General features: G+C 50.4%; 24 protein-coding genes. 14 read left to right on the top strand and 10 right to left on the bottom strand.

Annotation, left to right across the window (positions count from 1 at the left end):
• From trkA to def, 7 genes are read right to left on the bottom strand one after another with little or no spacing between them, the layout of a single operon-like run.
• Entirely contained in the window at positions 1 to 1,374 is a 1,374-nt protein-coding gene (trkA, locus tag J9260_RS17065; RefSeq protein ID WP_210218904.1) for a Trk system potassium transporter TrkA, read from the bottom strand.
• Positions 1,375 to 1,379: 5 nt separating this feature from the next.
• Entirely contained in the window at positions 1,380 to 2,765 is a 1,386-nt protein-coding gene (locus J9260_RS17060) for a sigma-54-dependent transcriptional regulator (protein WP_210218903.1), read from the bottom strand.
• Positions 2,765 to 4,972, bottom strand: a complete 2,208-nt coding sequence (locus J9260_RS17055; RefSeq protein ID WP_210218902.1) for a sensor histidine kinase — start codon at positions 4,970 to 4,972, stop codon at positions 2,765 to 2,767. The genes J9260_RS17060 and J9260_RS17055 overlap by 1 nt, the downstream gene beginning before the upstream one ends.
• Complete coding sequence (locus J9260_RS17050; protein ID WP_210218901.1) at positions 4,957 to 5,529, bottom strand: DUF4390 domain-containing protein; 573 nt, start codon at positions 5,527 to 5,529, stop codon at positions 4,957 to 4,959. Before J9260_RS17050 ends, J9260_RS17055 begins: the two co-directional genes overlap by 16 nt.
• Positions 5,526 to 6,845: a 16S rRNA (cytosine(967)-C(5))-methyltransferase RsmB gene (gene rsmB / locus J9260_RS17045; protein ID WP_343231186.1), complete on the bottom strand. Its 1,320-nt coding sequence runs from the start codon at positions 6,843 to 6,845 to the stop codon at positions 5,526 to 5,528. The genes J9260_RS17050 and rsmB overlap by 4 nt, the downstream gene beginning before the upstream one ends.
• A complete protein-coding gene (gene fmt / locus J9260_RS17040; RefSeq protein ID WP_210218899.1) occupies positions 6,836 to 7,771 on the bottom strand; it encodes a methionyl-tRNA formyltransferase in 936 nt (311 codons plus the stop codon). The genes rsmB and fmt overlap by 10 nt, the downstream gene beginning before the upstream one ends.
• Positions 7,768 to 8,310: a peptide deformylase gene (def, locus tag J9260_RS17035; RefSeq protein ID WP_210218898.1), complete on the bottom strand. Its 543-nt coding sequence runs from the start codon at positions 8,308 to 8,310 to the stop codon at positions 7,768 to 7,770. Before def ends, fmt begins: the two co-directional genes overlap by 4 nt.
• A gap of 98 nt (positions 8,311 to 8,408) precedes the next feature.
• Here def and J9260_RS17030 point away from each other — a divergent pair, with 98 nt between their 5' ends.
• The 12 genes from J9260_RS17030 (at position 8,409) to J9260_RS16975 (ending at position 16,097) form a co-directional block, all read left to right on the top strand.
• A complete protein-coding gene (locus J9260_RS17030; protein WP_210218897.1) occupies positions 8,409 to 9,524 on the top strand; it encodes a LysM peptidoglycan-binding domain-containing protein in 1,116 nt (371 codons plus the stop codon).
• Between the two features lie 277 nt (positions 9,525 to 9,801).
• Complete coding sequence (soxX, locus tag J9260_RS17025) at positions 9,802 to 10,200, top strand: sulfur oxidation c-type cytochrome SoxX (RefSeq protein WP_210218896.1); 399 nt, start codon at positions 9,802 to 9,804, stop codon at positions 10,198 to 10,200.
• 35 nt (positions 10,201 to 10,235) lie between these two features.
• The gene (gene soxY / locus J9260_RS17020; protein WP_210218894.1) at positions 10,236 to 10,691 is read left to right on the top strand and encodes a thiosulfate oxidation carrier protein SoxY; all 456 of its coding nucleotides are present in this window, start codon (positions 10,236 to 10,238) and stop codon (positions 10,689 to 10,691) included.
• A gap of 16 nt (positions 10,692 to 10,707) precedes the next feature.
• Complete coding sequence (gene soxZ, locus J9260_RS17015; protein WP_210218893.1) at positions 10,708 to 11,016, top strand: thiosulfate oxidation carrier complex protein SoxZ; 309 nt, start codon at positions 10,708 to 10,710, stop codon at positions 11,014 to 11,016.
• A 16-nt stretch (positions 11,017 to 11,032) separates the two neighbouring features.
• On the top strand, positions 11,033 to 11,887 hold the full coding sequence (gene soxA / locus J9260_RS17010) for a sulfur oxidation c-type cytochrome SoxA (protein ID WP_210218895.1): 855 nt from the start codon (positions 11,033 to 11,035) through the stop codon (positions 11,885 to 11,887).
• A gap of 204 nt (positions 11,888 to 12,091) precedes the next feature.
• On the top strand, positions 12,092 to 12,547 hold the full coding sequence (soxY, locus tag J9260_RS17005) for a thiosulfate oxidation carrier protein SoxY (protein ID WP_210218894.1): 456 nt from the start codon (positions 12,092 to 12,094) through the stop codon (positions 12,545 to 12,547).
• A 16-nt stretch (positions 12,548 to 12,563) separates the two neighbouring features.
• Positions 12,564 to 12,872 carry a thiosulfate oxidation carrier complex protein SoxZ gene (soxZ, locus tag J9260_RS17000; protein WP_210218893.1) on the top strand — a complete coding sequence of 103 codons (309 nt, stop codon included), beginning with the start codon at positions 12,564 to 12,566 and terminating at the stop codon, positions 12,870 to 12,872.
• Between the two features lie 112 nt (positions 12,873 to 12,984).
• Positions 12,985 to 13,935: an MBL fold metallo-hydrolase gene (locus J9260_RS16995; protein WP_210218892.1), complete on the top strand. Its 951-nt coding sequence runs from the start codon at positions 12,985 to 12,987 to the stop codon at positions 13,933 to 13,935.
• A 49-nt stretch (positions 13,936 to 13,984) separates the two neighbouring features.
• Positions 13,985 to 14,560 (top strand): DsrE family protein, encoded by a 576-nt coding sequence (locus tag J9260_RS16990; protein WP_210218891.1) that lies wholly within the window; start codon positions 13,985 to 13,987, stop codon positions 14,558 to 14,560.
• Positions 14,561 to 14,628: 68 nt separating this feature from the next.
• Positions 14,629 to 15,351, top strand: a complete 723-nt coding sequence (locus tag J9260_RS16985) for a DUF4395 domain-containing protein (RefSeq protein WP_210218890.1) — start codon at positions 14,629 to 14,631, stop codon at positions 15,349 to 15,351.
• A 57-nt stretch (positions 15,352 to 15,408) separates the two neighbouring features.
• Positions 15,409 to 15,663: a type II toxin-antitoxin system Phd/YefM family antitoxin gene (locus J9260_RS16980; RefSeq protein WP_210218889.1), complete on the top strand. Its 255-nt coding sequence runs from the start codon at positions 15,409 to 15,411 to the stop codon at positions 15,661 to 15,663.
• Positions 15,663 to 16,097 (top strand): type II toxin-antitoxin system VapC family toxin, encoded by a 435-nt coding sequence (locus tag J9260_RS16975; protein WP_210218888.1) that lies wholly within the window; start codon positions 15,663 to 15,665, stop codon positions 16,095 to 16,097. The genes J9260_RS16980 and J9260_RS16975 overlap by 1 nt, the downstream gene beginning before the upstream one ends.
• Here the strand turns inward: J9260_RS16975 and J9260_RS16970 are convergent.
• A complete protein-coding gene (locus J9260_RS16970) occupies positions 16,082 to 16,777 on the bottom strand; it encodes a hypothetical protein (RefSeq protein ID WP_210218887.1) in 696 nt (231 codons plus the stop codon). The genes J9260_RS16975 and J9260_RS16970 overlap by 16 nt on opposite strands.
• Positions 16,774 to 17,313 (bottom strand): RNA polymerase sigma factor, encoded by a 540-nt coding sequence (locus J9260_RS16965; RefSeq protein WP_202715545.1) that lies wholly within the window; start codon positions 17,311 to 17,313, stop codon positions 16,774 to 16,776. Before J9260_RS16965 ends, J9260_RS16970 begins: the two co-directional genes overlap by 4 nt.
• 146 nt (positions 17,314 to 17,459) lie before the next feature.
• On the opposite strand from J9260_RS16965, the gene soxB reads away from it, so the two are divergent.
• Positions 17,460 to 19,205, top strand: coding sequence for a thiosulfohydrolase SoxB (gene soxB, locus J9260_RS16960; protein WP_210218886.1), 1,746 nt, complete (start codon positions 17,460 to 17,462; stop codon positions 19,203 to 19,205).
• A 79-nt stretch (positions 19,206 to 19,284) separates the two neighbouring features.
• Here the strand turns inward: soxB and J9260_RS16955 are convergent, their stop codons facing one another.
• Complete coding sequence (locus J9260_RS16955) at positions 19,285 to 19,707, bottom strand: GNAT family N-acetyltransferase (protein ID WP_246499793.1); 423 nt, start codon at positions 19,705 to 19,707, stop codon at positions 19,285 to 19,287.
• A gap of 153 nt (positions 19,708 to 19,860) precedes the next feature.
• Between J9260_RS16955 and lipA the strand changes: the two genes are divergently transcribed.
• Positions 19,861 to 20,802, top strand: coding sequence for a lipoyl synthase (gene lipA / locus J9260_RS16950; RefSeq protein ID WP_210218884.1), 942 nt, complete (start codon positions 19,861 to 19,863; stop codon positions 20,800 to 20,802).
• Positions 20,803 to 20,809 lie beyond the last annotated feature (7 nt).

Here is a 20,809-nt window from a genome sequence, read left to right as displayed (position 1 = left end):
TTAAAAGAAATGAATACCGACTTGGAATAACTTTTCCACCGCCGGTACATAGCGTTTATCGGTCACAAATACCACCACATGATCATTTGCAGCAATGACTAAATTGGCAGACACCAGTTGTAATACGCCGTCGCGCAATACCGCACAAATACTTGCTCCCGGTGGTAAATTAATTTCTTCTAAACGTCGCCCTACCACCCGCGAAGTTTTGAAATCACCGTGTACAATGATTTCAACCACCTCTGCCGAACCGCGCCGCAACGCATGAACTGCGACAATATCACCGCGCCGCACATGCATTAATAACGAACCGATGGTAATTTGCTGCGGGGAAATCGCAATGTCGATATTACTTTCCACCAAATCCACGTAGCTAAGGCGGTTAATCAAGCACATTACACGCCTTGCACCTAAACGCTTGGCTAACATCGACGACAGAATATTGGCTTCGTCATCATTAGTAATCGCAATAAAAACATCGGTGTTTTCGATATTTTCTTCCAGCAGTAAATCTTCGTCCGCGACATCACCCTCTAACACAATGGTTTTGTCTAAACGTTCCGCCAGTTTGGTAGCGCGTTCCGGGTCTTTTTCAATGATTTTGACTTGATAGCGCGAGTCTTCCAGTAATCGTGCTAAACGATTACCGATATTCCCGCCCCCGGCTAACACAATGCGTTTATAGGGTTTATCCAGCTTACGCAATTCACTGATAATGGAACGAATATGCTTGGGGCTGGCAATAAAAAACAGCTCGTCATCGGCTTCAATCAAGGTGGTTTCCTTGACGTTAATCGACTTGCCTTTGCGGAAAATCGCGGCGACTTGCGCTTTCAATCCGGGCATGTGTTCGTGCATTTCGCGCAATTCATGCCCGACCATTGGCCCGTCGTGCAGAGCTTTTACCCCCACCATTTGCACCGTACCATTGGCAAAGTTTAAAACGTGGGATGCACCGGGATGCGAAATCAGATTAAAAATATAATCCGTGACCAATTGTTCCGGGCTGATTAACACGTCAATCGGCACGGCATTCGGCGCGAATAATGCGCCCCGATCAAGGTAATGCGAGGAGCGGATGCGGGCAATTTTCTTCGGGGTGCGGTACAAAGTTTGCGCCACTTGGCAGGCTACCATATTGATTTCATCACTGTTTGTGACCGCAATCAGTAAGTCCGCATCCTCAATTCCAGCGCGCTCCAGCACCCGTGGGTAAGAGGCTTGCCCGACTTCAACCCGCACATCGAGCTTTTCACGCAACGCCCGTAACGCCGCCGCATTGGTATCAACGATGGTAATGTCGTTGTCTTCGTGTTCCAACGCTTCGGCGACTGAACGCCCCACTTGCCCCGCTCCCAAGATCAGGATTTTCATGGCACTTACCGCAAGCCGTATTTTTTCGGGTCAACGTTTAACGAACGCATTTTGCGGTATAAATGGGTACGCTCCATTTTGACCTGATCCGCTAATTTACTGACATTACCGTCGGCTTGTTTCAATTGGTAAATCAAATAATCGTGTTCAAACTGTTCTCGAGCCTGACGTAATGGCATTTCAAATAAGCTTTCAGGAATTTTGCCCAAGGCTTCGGAAAATACCGGAATACGCGGGCCAATGGATTCTTCCACTTCTTCCAGCGACACTTCGGTTTCGGTGCCTAAAATCAATAAGCGTTGCACCAGATTACGCAATTCGCGGATATTGCCGTGCCAAGTATGATTACGCAGGAAATTTTGCGCCGACAAAGAAATATGGCGGTAAGGCAAGCCATCCTGCGCGGTTAACACATCCACATAATGATTCAGCAATTCCGGGACATCTTCGGGATGATCACGTAACGGTGGAATCATTAACGGAACCACATTCAGCAAGTAATACAATTCCTCGTTAAACTTGCCGCCGACGACATCATCCTGCAAATCGTGAGTGGATGAAGCCATTAAACTCACATCCAAGTCTACCCATTCATTGCCACCGCTGCGCATAAAACGCCGCTCTTTCAAAGCGTTTAACAAGCGCACTTGGGTATCACCGTCCAGCTCAAAGATTTCTGCTAAATACAGCACGCCACCATTAGCTTCATCAAGCAAACCGTATTGCACCTTGCCATTGTCTTCCGCACCAAACAGTAACTTGCCGACAATCGCTCCGGCATTACTGCCCACCGATAAGGCAGCACGCACAAACGGACGGTCTTTACGCGCACTGCGTGAATGGATGTAACGCGCAAACGACTCCTTACCCACCCCCGGTTCGCCGTAAAGCAGCACACGCGGATCGTGCTGAGCAATGCGTTTGGCTTGTTCGCGCAGGCGTTGCATTACCTGACTCGAACCGACCGGATCGGGCGACGTTGTTACCTGTTTACGTAAGCCCCGGTTTTCCTGTTCCAACTGACTCACACGCAAAGCATTGCTGATCGTCAGCAGCATTTTCGCCATCGACAACGGCTTTTCAATGAAATCGTAAGCCCCCAGCTTCGTGGCTTCCACAGCAGTTTCAATCGTGCCGTGCCCTGACATCATAATCACCGGGCAACACAAGCTTTCGCTTTCGCGCCATTCCTTGAGCAAGGAAATACCGTCCTGCCCCGGCATCCAAATGTCGAGCAAGATCAAATCGGGTTTGCGGCTGCGGTGTAATTCACGCGCCTTAATCGCGTTTTCGGCGACGACGACCCGATAACCCTCGTCTTCGAGGATTTCACCAACGAGCTGGCGAATGTCGGGTTCGTCATCCACCACCATGATGTATTGTGCTGTCATTATCCCTGCTCCTTCGGGGTTGGGGTGAGGGTGTCCTCAAGTGATCCTGTTGAAAACCTGATACTAAGCATAGCACCTCCGCTTTCATGGTTACGCGCGGTCAGATGTCCGGCGTGTTCTTCCACAATCTTTTTCACAATTGCCAAACCCAGCCCCGTACCCTTGTGTTTACTGGTGACATACGGCTCGAATAAGCGCGGCAATAATTCCGCCGGAATACCGGGGCCGTTATCGTGTACGCACAGCGACACCTGCTTAGTATCCGCATGATAGGCAGTGCGCAAGATAACGCTAGGATTGGCAACAGGGTTTTCTTCCAACGCTTCTAAGGCGTTTTTAATCAGGTTTACCAGTAATTGACGAATACGGTTCATATCGAGTTTTAATACCGGAACCGTGCTATCTAACTCCAGTTTCAGTGTCACTTTGGAATCATTGACCCGGTACAACTCCACTACTTCCTGCACCAACACGTTTAAATCAACGCGCTGTAAATGCAACGCGGGGGCACGCGCATACTCACTGAAAGCATTCACCATTAACTTGAGGTTATCGACCTGTTGCACAATGGTATTAGTCATGCGCTTGAGGAAACTCGCCGAGTCTTCACCCAATTCCCCGGCTAATTTACGCGCTAAACGTTCAGCGGAAAGTTGAATCGGGGTCAGCGGATTTTTGATTTCATGAGCCAAACGCCGCGCCACTTCGCCCCATGCTGCATCGTGTTCGGCCTGAATCAAATCGGTCACATCGTCAAACACCAACACCGAACCGCGCCGCTCCGAGGCATCCACCGGCAAAGATGCACCACGACACACCAGCAATTGTCGCCCGCTTTCCGTCGTCAAGGTAATTTCAGACTGCCATTCCGCGCCGCCCTGCACCGCCAAACGTGGCTGCACCACCTGCAAAAACGGATGCAACGCAGGCATATCACTTAGCACCTCAGCCAGGGGCTTGCCCACATACGCCAATAAGGGATGCCGCAAAATACTGCCCGCCGCGCTATTCACCCGCCGGATGACCCCGGCTTCATCCAGCGTAATAACCCCTGATGACAAATGTTCCAGCACCACGTGTAAATAATCGTGTTCCTGCTGAAGTTGACGACGAGTTTGCTCACGTTCTTGTTGCGCATCCGACAAGCGTTTGGTCATGGTATTAAACGACCGCGCCAGCAAACTGAAATCGTCTTTTTCCGACACCGGCAATTTCTTTTGCAAATCACCGGCCGCTACCGCCAATGTGCCTTCGACTAAAGTCCGTACCGGGCGGGTTAACCGCCGTGAGAAAATAAAAGCTGCCCACAACGCGAATAACACCGTCAGCACCATAATCACCACAATCATCAACCGAAATGCATCTTTAGTGGCATTACGTTGAAAATTCAGTTGCTTGTATTCATTACGCGCACTGCCCACGCTATTTGCCAGACTTTGCTCACGCTCTGAAATCGGAAACAACGCGGTTAAAATACCTTCCTGCTGGTTTTCAAGGCCGTAACGCACCCGCATTGCTACCCGTGATGACACTACTTTTGTCCCAATCGGCTCCAACTTGGCATAATAATCACGCAACTTCAGGGCTTGAAACACACCACGATCCGGCAAACGTGGAATCAACGCGCTGTTATCCGCCAACGCCAGCACCACCATATTGTTCGAGTTATCCAGCAAAAATACTTCCCGCGCCCCCAGTAACAAAAACTGCTCCAACAACGGTGCAATCGACTGCCGATCCAAACCAGCAATCGCCAGTTTCAAACGTTCTAATTCGGCTAAATGTTGGCGATTACGGGTATTCAAGGCGATTTCACTTAATTCGATGGAGTCGTCCAAAGCGCGTTCCACCGATACCGAAAACCAGCGGTCAATGCGTTCCCCAATCAAATTGATCGAAAACAATGACACCACCAGCACCGGCAATAAACTCAATACCAAAAAGCTGCTCATTAAGCGCAAGGTAAAACGCGAACCCGCCTGATGAGTGCGCCATTGGTAAAATACCCGCACCAAATTACCTAAAATAATCAGAGTTAACAGCAATAAGATGAACGCACTCAGATAAAAATGCCAGTTGCCGTAACGTGCGGCGTTCTCAGGGCCAATGGTCGCCATATTTAACAGCGACAAGGAGGCCAACAGCAGCAGAAAAATCAATGCTACCGGCAACCATTGCCAAACTCGGCTTTTTAGGGAATCGGCCACATGACTCCTTCGCTTTCCAAGGCGTAACGATCAGAAAATAATGCCTGTATCTTCAACGGTAAATGCAGCGTTTTGGGACTCAAGCGCACGCCAACCACCAACGACGCATCATTACCGTAAGCATTCTGCGGCAATGCAGGCAACGGGTAATCTTCCAAATGCCCCATCTGTTCCAAAGCTGCGATTAACGTTGAAAAACTCCAGTCTTCGCCGGTATCCAAACGCACCAACTGGTATTGCTTAGTTAACGGGTGATATTTCAATTCCGATTTCACACTCGCTAAATGCCGCTGGGTGTTCCACCACCAAGTTTGATGCCATTCCAAACCAAACGTCACCGCGTTTTCCAAGGTCATGCCATTGAGCAAGCCATCGCGTAAATATTGAGTCAGTTGGTAATCGAGTTGCACCTGTGTCACCAACGTGCGCGGCGATTCCCCCTCAGTCACCGCAAACCCTCGGAAACTGATTCCCGGAGTCACGCCAGACGCTGCTGTACTCAGCCAAACGCACAAAAATACGCCTAACAACCATCGCACCCCGATGACTTTGCTCACGCGCTTTGCTCCCCGTGTTGCTTACGCAACAAAGCATAGTAAAAACCATCCATCCCCGCATCCCCCGGTAAAATTTGTCGCCCAAAGGCCATTGCGTGCCCCCATGAATCACCCAGCGGTAACACTTGCGCATCGGGGTATTCCGCCACAAATGCCGCAATTTGCTGACTGTTTTCTTCCGGCAAAATCGAACAGGTTGCGTACAACAAATGTCCGCCCGGTTTTAACGTTTGCCATAATGCCCGTAATAACCGCGCCTGCTCCTGTTGTAATGCCGTAATATCGCTATCACGCCGCAACACTTTAATATCCGGGTGACGACGAATCACTCCGGTAGCCGAACATGGCGCGTCCAGCAAAATACGCTCAAACGCCTGACCATCCCACCAGCTCGCCACATCACCCGCATCCGCCGCCACCGTGTGCGCATTCAATTGCAATCGCTGAAGATTTTCCGTGACCCGCAACAAACGCGAGGCACTACTATCTAACGCGGTAAGCTGCAACTCATCCGTATGTTCCAGCAAATGCCCCGTCTTACCACCGGGAGCCGCGCACGCATCCAACACCCGCATTCCGGGCTGGCAATCGAGTAACAACGCCGCCAATTGCGCCGCCGCGTCTTGCACCGACACCGCGCCCTGCGCAAACCCCGGCAACAATTCCACACCCACCGCTTTATGTAAATTCAAAGCACTGGCAACGCATTCAACCGTATCCGCCGCTACCCCTTGCGCGGTTAACTGCGCTTGGTAAGCCGCCGCCGTGTACTGACGTTGATTCACCCGCAACGTCATTGCGGCGTGTGTATTGCTGGCTTGCACAATGTTTTTCCAATCCGTAGGCCAAGCACGCTGCACCCGCGCCAATAACCACGCCGGAAACGCATACAATGCGGTTTCCTGCCGATCTGCCGCGCTCAACAATGCCTCACGTTCGCGCAAAAACCGTCGTAACACGCCATTAACCAGCTTTTCCGCCCAGCCTTTACCGAGCTTTTTTACCGCTTTGACGGTTTCATTCACCGCCGCGTGATCAGGGGTACGCTGGTAAATCAACTGATACAAACCGACCCGCAACAAACATTCCACATCTTTATCAGCGGGTTTGAGCGGTTTAGTGACCAGTTGTTTCAAGACCGCGCTCAAGCGTTCGTGCCAGCGCAAACTGCCAAAGCACAGATCGCGCAGCAACGGCTGTTCCGCCGCCGCAATCGCCTGCGCCAACGGCTGTTGCAATACCTCGGTCAGCGAATCCCCTTCGTAAATAACCTGTTGCAACACACGGGCAGCAGTAGCGCGAGTACTCAAAAGCATTCTCCTAATAACGAGCGTCCATTGAGAAATTCCGCCGCTGATAAACGCTTACCACCCGGCATTTGCAAACTCGTCACCCGCACCACGCCATCACCGGTGGCAATATCAATCCCAGCCTTGCTTTCTGCAATGACTGTACCGGGGGAAGCAGGGGAACAGGGAGCAAGAGGAGGAATCGAAGAAGCGAAAAACCGTAATGGTTGCCCGTGATACAAAGTGTAAGCCGTCGGATACGCATCAAACGCCCGAATCATCCGGTCAATCGTAACGGCGGGCTGTGCCCAGTCAATTTCCGCTTCGCTTTTTTGCAATTTATGCGCGTAATTGGCTAAAGCCTCGTCTTGCACCTGCGGCTGTAACTGCCCCGCCATTAACACATCCAGTGTCTCCAGCAGCGCACTCGCCCCCAGTTCCGCTAATTTATCGTGAATACTTTGTCCGCCATCTTGCGCGGTAATGGGGCAAACCACCGTATGCAACATATCGCCGGTATCCAAACCCGCCGCCATTTGCATAATGGTAACGCCGGTTTGCGCATCCCCTGCGTAAATCGCCCGCTGAATCGGAGCTGCTCCACGCCAGCGCGGTAACAACGAACCATGAATATTCAAGCAACCATAACGCGGTATATCCAAGACACTTTGCGGCAAAATCAAACCATACGCCGCCACTATCATGACATCCGGCGCATACGCGCGTAAGGTTTCCTGCGCCTCCAACGGTTTTAATGATAACGGCTGTTCCACTGGAATTCCGGCATCCACCGCGACTTGCTTGACTGCACCAAAGGTCAGCTTGCGCCCACGACCAGCGGGACGATCCGGCTGGCAATAGACCGCCACCACTTGATGCGGTGACGCTAACAAGGCTTTTAAAGCGGGAACCGCAAAGTCAGGGGTTCCGGCATAAACAATCCGTAAACTCATTCAGCCGCCGCCTGTGCTTCTGCTTTGGCGGGCTTGCCTGCATTTTCTTTTTCCCACTTTTCCATTTTTTTGCGCACCCGCTGTTGCTTTAAGGTCGACAGGTAATCCACAAACAACTTGCCATCCAGATGGTCAATTTCATGCTGAATGCAAATCGCCAGCAAGCCATCCGCTTCCAACTCCAACGTTTCACCGGCACGATTCAAGGCTTGCACCCGGATACGCTCGGCACGGGTTACTTTGTCGTAGTAATCCGGCACTGACAAACAGCCTTCCTCATGCTCAATCTCGCCTTCTTTGTGGATAATTTCAGGGTTGATCAAGCATAAACGCTCATCTTTATGCTCAGAGATGTCGATAGTAACCACGCGCCGCAAGCTATTGACCTGCGTTGCTGCCAAACCAATGCCTTGGTTGGCGTACATGGTTTCAAACATGTCATCCACGAATTGTTGTAATGCCGCGTCCACCGCCGCTACGGGAGCAGCTTTGCGACGTAAACGCGCGTCTGGGTGATGTAAAATGTTTAATACTGCCATTGATAAATACCGAAAATCTAAAAGTTCTGAATGTTTTTCCAACCGTAGTTTATTATAAACCGCAACCTCCAACACATAATAACCACAAGGATACCACCATGAGGCATTCTTCTTCCTTTTTCTGGAAAGCATTGTTAGTCAGCACCGCTTCTGCCGCTGTTTTGAGCGGATGCGGCGCAACCCCGAATAAGCCGGAACACGACCCTTACGACCGCTATTACGGGCAACCGGAAACTACTTCACGCAATACCATCTCCCACAGCGACATTGTGGTAAACCCTGCCGCACCGCGCAGTTACGTGGTACAAAAAGGCGATACGCTGTGGGGCATTGCCCGTAAATTCCTCAATACCCCTTGGTATTGGCCGGAAGTCTGGGATAAAAACCAGCGCATCAAAAACCCGCACCTGATCTACCCCGGTGATGTGCTGCATTTGGAATACGCGCAAGGTAACGGTAACAAACTGGTTCCGCGTATTCGCATTGACCGTCATGGCTCCGGCGAACCCATTTCCAGCCTCACCCCATTCATGGCATGGCCGCGCGTACTGGATGAAGCCACTATTAAAAACGCACCGTACTTGCTGGCTTCTCAAGACAATCACACGTTGATTGGTTCCGGCGAGACGATTTACATCAAAAATCTGCGCGACACCCCACAGGGCAGCCGTTGCGCATTGTTCACCCCGAATAAAGCCTTACACGACCCGCAAACCGGTGCGCTATTGGGCTATGAAGTGATCTATAACGGTTATAGCCGTGTTACCCGCATTGGCGATCCTTCTACGGCTACCGTGGTCGAAGCCATTCGCGAAATCCGCCAAGGGGATCGGGTGTTCCAGCCGGTTGACGAAACTGCGTACCTCAATGTACCGATTCATATGCCGAACTTTACCGTGCGTGCCGATGTGATTTCCCTGTTTGATGCGGAGGCGGTTAGCGGCACTCACATGATTGCCACCATTAATAAAGGGCATCGTGACAATATTCAGGTGGGTCATACGCTCGGCCTTTACGCGCAAGGTAAAACCGTTAACGACCCTCATACCCTGCGCAAAACGCGCGAGGGCGCGGTTATTCCTGTCGAAAGTCAGCTTCCACCCGAAAAAGCAGCGAATTTGGTGATCTATAAAGTCACTGATAAAGTCAGTTACGGGCTGATTCTTGATGCAACCCGCGAAATCCGCACAGGTTATAAAGTCGGCAATCCCTAGTGCAATACTAGACCCGCTTACTTTTTTGTTAAAATTTGAGAAATATCAATGATGTTTCTCAAATTTTCCATATCAGAAATTCACTATTTAATAATATACTTATAAATACTTCATTTCATTAAGTTTTTTTTGCGTGAGTGGAAACAATCGGTTAAGCTGCGATTCCAAGTCTTGACATATCTCAATGCGCAAAGGGGCTGGTTGTGATCGCGCAGCACTTCACCTTCGCTTGGGTCCGGGCTTCGATAGTGATATTTCTGTTAGAGAGGAGGTAATCATGCGAAAACTATTTCGCACTTTGGCAATGTCAGTAGCCGTTTCGGTTTTGGCTGTGAATGCAGGCATGACATCCGTGTACGCGGCTGATCCTGTCAAAAAGGCAGAGGAACCTAAAAAAGAAGAGAAGAAGGAAGTCACCGGCAAAGACCTCGCGTTTGACCGCGCTATGGGTAACTGCTTGGCTTGCCACATGATTGCTGGCGGCGAACTGCCCGGCAACATTGGCCCGCCATTAATCGGTATGGCTGCCCGCTTCCCTGATAAGGCGAAACTGAAAGCGCAAATCTACGATGCTCGCGTTGCAAATCCCAACACCATTATGATTCCGTTCGGCCCAATGGGCATTCTGAACGATGAACAATTGGACAAAGTTGTGGACTTCATTTCAACCCTGTAATACTAAGATTTGCTCAAATTCTGGAGAGAGGAATTATGAAACGCAGAACATTTTTGCAAGGCACACTGGCAGCCGGTGCGGCTGGTCTTGCGGTCAGCGCAGGCTTGCTGACTCCAAGCATGGTTATGGCAGAAGGCGGCGGTGCATTTGATGCAAAATCAATGGACGACGCACTCAAAGCGATGGCTGTTACCCCGGAAGAGTCGAAAGACATTACCATTAAAGCCCCTGAAATCGCTGAAAACGGTGCGGTTGTACCGGTTGAAGTGACTACCACTATCGCTGACGTGAAAGAAATCAGCTTGCTGGTAGATGGCAACCCAACCCCGCTGGCAGCAACGTTCATCCTCGGTGAAGGTGCTAACCCTACTGCGTCTACCCGTATCAAAATGGGCAAAACCGCAAACGTAGTGGCTTTAGTCAAAGCAGGCGATAAAGCCTATTCAGCGAAACAGGAAGTCAAAGTCACCATCGGCGGCTGCGGCGGTTAATTAGGGGAGAACACACATGTCTAGCATTAAACTCAAAGCCAAAGCAGAAGGCGATAGCGTCGAAGTCAAGGCACTGATGACGCACCCAATGGAAACTGGGCAACGTAAGGATAAGAAAACTGGCGAACTGGTTCCGGCGCATTTCATTAAAGAAATCATCGTGACCGCTGGTGACAAAACTGTCCTCACCGCTAACTGGGGTGGTTCCGTTTCTAAAAACCCGTACCTCGCTTTTAGCTACAAAGGCAAAGCCGGTGACAAGATCAAGCTGTCTTGGACCGACAACAAAGGCGAGAAAGATTCTGCTGAAGCAGATGTCGCTTAATTACGTGGAGGTTTTCATGAAAAAAGCATTTACAGCGGTAGCCGTTGCACTGGCTTTAGCAGCTTCTGCGTTCAGCACAGCACAAGCAGGTCCGACAGAAGATTTAGCTGCCTTCCAAGGTCACTTTAAAGAAGCCTTTAAAGATGTTCCGTTCGCAGATTTCAAAGACGGTGCTTACGCACTGGATCCGAATCTGAAAGAACAGTGGCAGACAATGGAAGAGTTCCCCCCTTACGAACCTGATGTTGATGCAGGTAAGGCAATGTGGGAAAAACCGTTGAAAAACGGCAAAACCTACGCGGAGTGCATGGGCGACATCAAAACGCTGCGCACTAAATACCCTATGTACGATGCCGAAAAAGACACCATTGTCACATTGGAAGGCGCGTTGAATGCGTGCAAAACAGACGGTGATGGTGAAGGCTTTGTCGACAAAGAAGGCAAGCCGTTACTGAACAAAGGTAAAATCGCACAGTTGATGGCGCATATCGCGATGGAAAATCGTGGTAGCAAAATCGAAGTCGCGACACCAGAAGGCAAAGCGGTTGCATGGTACGACAAAGGCAAAAACTTCTACTACGCCAAGCGTGGTCAGTTGAATATGTCTTGTGCAGATTGCCACACCAACAATGCAGGTAAAATGATCCGCGCGGATTTGCTTAGCCCTGCGGTTGGTCATGTGACTCACTGGCCTACTTACCGTTCTGCGGATGGTGAAATCACCACACTGCATAACCGTTTCATGGGTTGCAACACGATGGTTCGTGCTAACAACTTCAAAGCACAAAGCGACGAATATAAAGCTCTGGAATACTTCCTGACTTATATGTCCAACGGCTTGGAATGGAACGGCCCCGGTTCACGTAAGTAACCGCTTCAATTCGATCTGACAATCGAAGAAACCCGGCTCAGGCCGGGTTTTTATTGTGCAATACTTCCACCCAACTATTTTTTACAAAAACGGAATATTCTTCACCGTTTCCGCATCTAACCCTGAGTGAGTCAGCGGTTGCCACTAAAAATCATGTAACCCTGATAACACAGCAAGTATGACAACACGTTGTAGAGAGGAATTATGAAACGCAGAACATTTTTGCAAGGCACACTGGCAGCCGGTGCGGCTGGTCTTGCGGTCAGCGCAGGCTTGCTGACTCCAAGCATGGTTATGGCAGAAGGCGGCGGTGCATTTGATGCAAAATCAATGGACGACGCACTCAAAGCGATGGCTGTTACCCCGGAAGAGTCGAAAGACATTACCATTAAAGCCCCTGAAATCGCTGAAAACGGTGCGGTTGTACCGGTTGAAGTGACTACCACTATCGCTGACGTGAAAGAAATCAGCTTGCTGGTAGATGGCAACCCAACCCCGCTGGCAGCAACGTTCATCCTCGGTGAAGGTGCTAACCCTACTGCGTCTACCCGTATCAAAATGGGCAAAACCGCAAACGTAGTGGCTTTAGTCAAAGCAGGCGATAAAGCCTATTCAGCGAAACAGGAAGTCAAAGTCACCATCGGCGGCTGCGGCGGTTAATTAGGGGAGAACACACATGTCTAGCATTAAACTCAAAGCCAAAGCAGAAGGCGATAGCGTCGAAGTCAAGGCACTGATGACGCACCCAATGGAAACTGGGCAACGTAAGGACAAGAAAACTGGCGAACTGGTTCCGGCGCATTTCATTAAAGAAATCATCGTGACCGCTGGTGACAAAACTGTCCTCACCGCTAACTGGGGTGGTTCCGTTTCTAAAAACCCGTACCTCGCTTTTAGCTACAAAGGCAAAGCCGGTGACAAGATCAAGCTGTCTTGGACCGACAACAAAGGCGAGAAAGATTCTGCTGAAGCAGATGTAGCGTAATCTGCGCCGCCCGCGTAGAGACGCAAAATTTTGCGTCTCTACCATAAACAACCATAACCACTGATCACTGCCCCACACACGCCCCCAACTGTCACGCTTTACCGGAGGACTCATGCGCGTTATCGCCGCATTCTTTACCCTTCTCTGTTTAACCATCGGGCTGAATGCCCATGCTGATGACAAACTGCCCCCCGTCGTGATGGAGCTGATCAAAGTTTCCGAACACGTTTACTATGTGCAAGGCGCACCAGGTGCTGCCACCCAAAACCACGGTTTCATTTCCAACGCTGCGGTGATTGTCACTGACGAAGGCGTAATTTTATTCGACACCCTTGGCACGCCAGCCTTGGCGCAATTATTCCTGCAAAAACTCAAAAAAGTGACTGACAAGCCGGTGAAAAAGGTGATTGTCAGCCATTATCACGCCGACCATATTTACGGCTTACAAGTATTCAAAGACTTAGGCGCGGAAATCATCGCCCCTGCCGGTGCTGAGGAATATCTCAATTCTGAAAACGCCGAAACCTTGCTGGCTTCGCGTCGCGCAGACCTTGCCCCGTGGGTCAATGCTGACACCCGCTTGGTTAAACCCGACCGTTATGTCGATGGCAATGAAGAAATCACTCTCGGCGGTGTCACCCTCAAACTCATTTTCAACGGCAAAGCGCATTCTGATGGCGACCAAAGTGTGCTGGTCGAGCCGGATGGCGTATTGCTAATTGGTGATTTGATTTTTGAAGGGCGCGTGCCTTTCGTGGGCGATGCCAATACCAAAATCTGGCTGGAACGCTTAAAAGACATGGCGCAAGGCAAGCTCACTGCGATGGTTCCCGGTCACGGCCCGATGTCCAAAAAACCGCAGGAAGTGATTAAAACCACGGTGCAATACATCGAATTCCTGCGTGAAACAATGGGCAAAGCCGTCGAAGACATGACCCCGTTTGACGAAGCTTATGCCGCCACCGACTGGGGCGATTTCATCCACCTGCCTGCATTTGAAGAAGCTAACCGCCGCAATGCTTATCAGGTATACCTGTCGCTGGAACAGGAAGGAATGCAATAAACAAAATTTGAATTAGAACAATTTTATCAACCGTAGGAGGAGACGACCCATGTTAAAACCAATCATACTGGGTTTATTGATGACTGCCAGCAGCGTTGCTGGTCTTGCAATCGCTGACGATGCCAAACCGGCTGAACCGAAAGCAGAAGCCGCCGCTGCTCCGGCTGCGGATGCCAAACCCGCCGAAGCCAAGTTTGACCCCGGTGTGCCTGCGCCCAAAGTCGCTGACGACTATTACGCCGGAGCTGAAAAAGTGGTAGTTCACGTCACAATGGAAGGTGACGAGAAGAAATACCTCGGCGTGCTGGGCAATGTCAGTAATTACATCAAAGCACTGGAGCAAACCGGCAAGAAAACCGACGCAATTGTCGTGATGAATGGCGATGGTTTAGGCTTGCTGACTACCGCCAAGCAGGTTGAAATGAATGCTGATTCTAAATTGCCCGCTAAAATCGCGGAATTGAAAGAAAAAGGCGTGAAATTCCAAATCTGCTACAACACCTTGACCGGGCGCAAAATCAAGTTTGCTGACTTGTACGATGCCAAACCGGAAGACGTGATTCCCTCTGGCGTAGCGGAAGCAGGCCGTTTGCAATCGCAAGGCTATCAGTTACTGAAGCCGTAATCGCAGCACAAGCATGGGGCTGAATTCATTCGGCTCCATTCTGCTTTATCAAGCTAGGAATTACCCTCATGGTCAATTGGATCATCACTTGCTGCAAGGATCTGTGGTTTCGCGACCGCAACGAAGTCAGCCCCTACATTAACGACACCGCTGTGCGCATCCGCGCGGGGCTATTGCTTGCGATTCCCATCTACATGGCGTTCACGCTGTTTGATGCCATCTTCGGTTCAGATTGGGTAATCACGGGCGCGGTAATTACCGACACGCTCGAAACCGATTTTGATGGACACATTTTGTATAATGTCGAAGCGATCAAGCGCACCTTTGACTACAGCACACAAACGTTGGTGCTGCTTTACGCGCTGTTTGAAATGATTTCCGGCATGTTTGTAAGCACTTCACGGCTTTCCCCCACCATTTTGCTCAGCAGCTTTCTAGCTAAAAATCTACGTCCGGTGTGGAAGCCGTTATTGCCCAAACGTTTTGCTTGGTCGATTGGCGCAAGTTTTATCATCACCTGTTTGATTTTCTTTAACCCCGAAATCTTCGCGGGCTGGGTCAATGCCGTTGCGGGCAGCGAAATACTTCCTGAAACCTACAACTACATGCCGTCCTGGATTCCACTGGTGATGGTGTGGGTCTGTTTTGGATTTATGTGGATGGAAACTGTATTGGGTTTCTGCGCGGGTTGCAAAGTGCACTCCTTGTTAGTCTGGATGGGCGTGCTAAAAGAAGAGTGCGAGGCTTGCAACAATTTGGATTGGGGTGAGTCCACCAGTAAAAAGCTCTAGTAAAAATCCTACTTGAGACTATAATTATCTGAAAAACGTAGTCTCATTAGGTATATCATGCAAATCTCTATCCGTGAACTAAAAGTAAACCCCTCCCATTACATCCGACAAGCGCAGGCGGGGCATACCGTATGGCTGACTTCCTACAAACAGGTGGTAGCACGTCTCATCTCGGTCCCCGCTCCTGCTTCTCAAACATTGCTGGGCAATATTCCCAATGTGCATTGGCTGGGTAAAAAACCCAATCTGAATCGACCACGCCCCACATTACGCGGCAAATCCCTTGCCGATACTGTGTTGGAAATGCGCTAATGCTGCTCTATCTGGACACTTCCGCCCTCGTGAAGTTGTATGTGCAGGAAGCCTATTCTGATGTGGTTAACGAACTTCAACAGCAAGCGGACGTTATCGCCTCGCACCAAATTGCCTTTGTTGAATTTCATGCAGCATTAGCACGCCGTCACCGTGAAGATGATGTGGACACGCCCACCTTTGAAGCCTTAAAACAAGCATTCGCAGAGGATTGGGTCGATTATTTGCAAGTCGAAACTGACCTGAGCTTACTGCAAAGTGCCGCAGAATTGGCGGAAGCCTTTTCCCTCCGTGCCTATGACAGCGTGCATCTCGCAGCAGCACGGCATTTGCAGCAACAAACGCCATTACCGCTATTGTTTGCTTGTTTCGACAAACGTCTGAACTTAGCCGCCAAAATGCTGGGAATGCAGTCTATTCAAATCGCAATATAACGCCACCCATCGCGCATGTGGTTTACCACAAATTCCACGGCGGATGGGGCAACTTCGGTGTCATTGACCAGTTCGACCAATTCGTTACGTTGTTTGAAGGAATACAGCGTATTGCTGCACGCTACAAATTTCAGGTGCGGGTATTGTTCGCTCATTTGCAAAATACGCCCTTCGTGCCGGGTCGTACCAAGGCGCAATAAATCAATGCCTTCCGCACTGGTAACGACGTAAACACTGCCGTCCTTAGGAGCGACTTGTTGCGCTAGATTTTCGGCTTTCACCAAGGCTTTTTCCAGTTTGGCAGGCTCATGTGAGTCCAGAAACACGATGAAACGGTCGTCGTATGCTGCCGCATTTTCTAGTGTCAAACCTTCAGGTTGCCACAATTTCGGGGCGTAGTGGCTGCTGCCTGCGCCAGCAAGAAAGATCAGGCCGAACACCAATAAGTACATCGCCGCTTGTTGCCATACCTGCGTGCGACGCACGGGCTGACGGGTCAAAGCGGGTAAGGGGTAAGCCGATTTAACCAGATGTTTGATGCGCTGGATTTCACACAATTCTTTTTGCAGCTCAAGGTCAGTTTCCACTTGAGCTAACACGTAACGGGTTTGTTCAGCATCCAATTGCCCATCTGCCAATGCGTGCAGACGATCGTGGATGGTTAGCTGATCGGGATTCATTTCACTCTCCGTAAATAGTGAACGTTGTCAGTTTGACGGATACCTTGCAGGCGTTTTTTCATGGTTTCGCGGGCGCGACTGAGGCGGCTCATCACCGTTCCTACCGGAATATCGAGGATCGCGGCAACTTGTTCGTAGCTGCACCCTTCCAAGTCCACCAGCGTCATCACTTGGCATTGATTCACCGGAAGCGATTCCACAGCAGTACGCACTTGCGTGACCAATTGATCATCGGCGAAGTGTTTTTCGGGGCAATCCGTACAGGTTAGCTCCATGTCGTCGATGTCCAGCGTCGGCTTTTGGGTGCGCAAATGCTCCATCCAGCAGTTGTGGAGGATTTTGTACAGCCACGCACCTAAACGCGCTTCATCTTTCAGTTGTTCTTGTTTTTCTAGGGCTTTTGCAAGGGTGTCTTGCACCAGATCGTCGGCTAACGCGCTATCGCCACACCATGCCACTGCCATGCGATGCAGCTTGGCGCGGTGTTCCGACAACTGCTGGTCGAGACGGTTAAAACGAAAATACTGACTAAACATGTGGTTTATAAGTTTCTCTTAGCGGTTCTAATGCACATGATGCAGAAAATTGACGAAATATTCCAAAAAAGATGGAATATTTTCACCTGCACCCCGTCACTACCCCTGTAGCTAGAATAACTTCAGCCCGTTTGAGGAGAGAAAACGTGAGTTTAACCCGTCGTGAATTTATGCAAATGTTGGCCGCTGCCAGCGTTGCCGGTTTCAGCCTGAATAACGCTTTTGCAGCAGATGCCAGTAAAGAAGGCGACAAAACCGCTGTCAAAGCCCCCAGCAACCCGTATGAACTGCCCGCCTTCGGCAATGTATCGTTGATGCATTACACCGACTGCCACGCGCAATTATTGCCGATTTATTTCCGCGAGCCGAACGTCAACTTGGGTATCGGCAGCATGAAAGGCGCAGTGCCACACTTAGTCGGCGAACACTTCCTGAAAAAGTACGGCATCGGAGCCGGTACGATGGATGCGCACGCTTTCACCTACATTGATTACGTTGAAGCCGCGAAAAAATACGGCAAAGTCGGCGGGTTTGCCCACCTGAAAACCTTGGTTGACCAAGTACGTGCGCAACGCCCAGGTTCATTGCTGCTGGACGGCGGTGATACTTGGCAAGGTTCGTGGACAGCGTTGAAAACCAACGCGCAAGACATGGTAGACGCACAGCTTGCTCTCGGCGTAGACGTAATGACTCCGCACTGGGAAATGACCTTCGGCGCGGATCGCGTTAAAGAAATCGTCGAGAAAGATTTCGCGGGCAAAATTGATTTTGTCGCACAAAACGTTTTCAGCAACGACTTTGATGAGCGCGTATTTGAACCGTTCGTGATCAAAGAAATCAACGGCGTGCCGGTAGCGATTATTGGGCAGGCGTTCCCGTATGTGCCAGTTGCCAACCCCAAACACATGGTCGCAGACTGGAGCTTCGGTATCCGTGACGACGACATGCAGCAAGCGGTTGACGATGCGCGTAGCAAAGGCGCGAAAGTCGTCATTATGCTGTCGCACAACGGCATGGACGTTGACCTGAAAATGGCCAGCAAAGTCACCGGCATTGACGCGATCATGGGCGGTCATACGCACGATGGCGTATTCCAACCGGTGGTTGTTGAAAATGCAGGCGGTAAAACGCTGGTCACAAACGCAGGTTCCAACGGCAAATTCCTCGGTGTGCTCGATCTGGATGTGAAAGACGGCAAAGTGGCGGATTTCCGTTACAAATTGCTGCCGGTCTTCTCCAACTTGTTGGAAGCCAACAAGGACATGCAAACCCTCATCGACAAAATCCGTGAACCGTACAAGAAAGAATTGGCGGAAGAACTCGCGGTGTGCGACGACGTATTGTACCGCCGTGGCAACTTCAACGGTACATTTGACCAGTTGATCTGCGACGCGCTGATGCAAGAGCTGGATGCGCCGATGGCGTTTTCACCGGGCTTCCGTTGGGGCACAAGCGTACTGCCGGGGCAGCCAATCACGTTTGAACACGTTGCTGACCAAACCGCAATCACTTACGGCACGGTCACACGTAACGAAATGACCGGCGAAACTGTCAAGAACATCCTCGAAGACGTGGCGGATAACCTGTTCAACGCTGACCCTTACTACCAACAAGGTGGTGACATGGTGCGCGTCGGCGGTTTGAAATTCACGTTTGACCCGACCGCTAAAATGGGCGAACGGGTATCCGACATGATGCTGGATGGCAAACCCTTGGATGCAAAGAAAACCTACCCCGTGGCAGGTTGGGCAAGCGTGCAGGAAGAAGTGCCGAAGAACAAGCAAATCTGGGAAGTGGTCGCCGATTACCTGCGCGACAAAAAGACCATTGGCAAGATCGAGCTGAACACGCCGAAACTCAAAAACGTGGATGGCAACGAAGGCTTGGCATAAGCACCTTAATGATGTTTCCTAACTACTGCTGAATTCCCGTTTCAGCAGCTTGGGCGAATCTTCGGATTCGCCTTTTTCTTTAGCCCAATTCGCATTCCATGTAATAAAACACCCCTTGCTGCTCAAGGATGCGAAAACCGCACCGCTGATAAAATTCACGCACCGGGTTATCAATAAACACCAGCAAACGCATAGACTGTTTACCGCGAATTTTGGCAAGTTGACGCATATAGTCTAAAGCGTAGCTGCCCACACCCTGCCCTTGCACATCAGGAATAACTTGTAAATCAGCAAGATGACAGACTGTTTCAGAGGCATTCAAACGCACCAAACCGACGCAACGTTGCGCCTGATACAGTCCGAAATTTTCAGATGCAGCCCAGAATCGCGCATAACAAGGGTCATCCCAGACCATGCCATGTCGTGCGTAATAGTCCGCCATGTTGCTGCGGGATAATGCCAAGGCAAAAGCGTAATCAATATTGGGGGTAATTTTTATCATAGTCACACGTCAATTCGATGTTTTGACAGAGTGTAGCAAGGAATAATCACCCTGACACCCCGGAAGATCACCGACAAATACCGTGGTTTGCACACATATGGGCATTCCGGCTTATAATGTGTCGACAATCCACCAACTGAGACAAGAATTACTATGGAACGCAAGGAACCCGGTCATAAAGAACGCGGTGCAGATAAAGTGGCTCGCATTCCGATTAAAATTGAGCCGACCACCGAATTTCGCCGCAAACCCGCATGGATCAAGGCTAAAGCTCCGTCCACCCCCGAAGTCAAACGCCTCAAAGCGGTGTTGCGTGAACAAAAATTGCATACCGTATGCGAGGAAGCGAACTGCCCGAATTTAGGCGAATGCTTCACCCACGGTACGGCAACCTTTATGATCATGGGTGATATTTGCACACGTCGCTGCCCGTTTTGCGATGTATCCCACGGCAAACCGTTACCGCTGGATGCTGATGAACCGCTCAATATGGCGCAAACCATTCAGGCAATGGGCTTGCGTTACGTGGTGATTACCTCGGTAGACCGCGATGATTTGCGCGATGGCGGCGCGGAACACTTCGTCAAGTGCATTCAAACCGCGCGTGAATTAAATCCCGAACTGAAAATCGAAATCCTCACCCCTGATTTCCGGGGACGCATGGAAATTGCGTTACACATTCTCGAAAGTGCACCGCCGGACGTGTTCAACCACAATATGGAAACCGTGCCGCGCTTGTACAAACAATCCCGCCCCGGTGCGGATTACCAGTATTCACTGAACCTGATCAAGGCGTTTAAACAGCGGTTTCCGCACATACCCAGCAAATCCGGTTTAATGCTGGGGCTGGGCGAAACCAACGAAGAAGTGATTGTTACCCTGCAAGATTTACGGGATCACGATTGCGATATGCTGACCTTGGGGCAATATTTGCAACCCAGCCGCCACCACTTACCGGTTGATCGCTTCGTGACCCCGGATGAATTTGCGGAGCTGGCAGTGATTGCCAAAGCAATGGGCTTTAGCCAAGTGGCAAGTGGCCCGATGGTGCGCTCGTCGTATCATGCGGATCAACAAGCAGCGGGAGTGTTTTGACGCACGC

The sequence above is a fragment of the Thiothrix unzii genome (assembly GCF_017901175.1).
GTDB lineage: Bacteria > Pseudomonadota > Gammaproteobacteria > Thiotrichales > Thiotrichaceae > Thiothrix > Thiothrix unzii.
The sequence above is the reverse complement of the archived record's forward strand: the minus strand, read 5'-3'. Positions and strand labels throughout refer to the sequence as shown.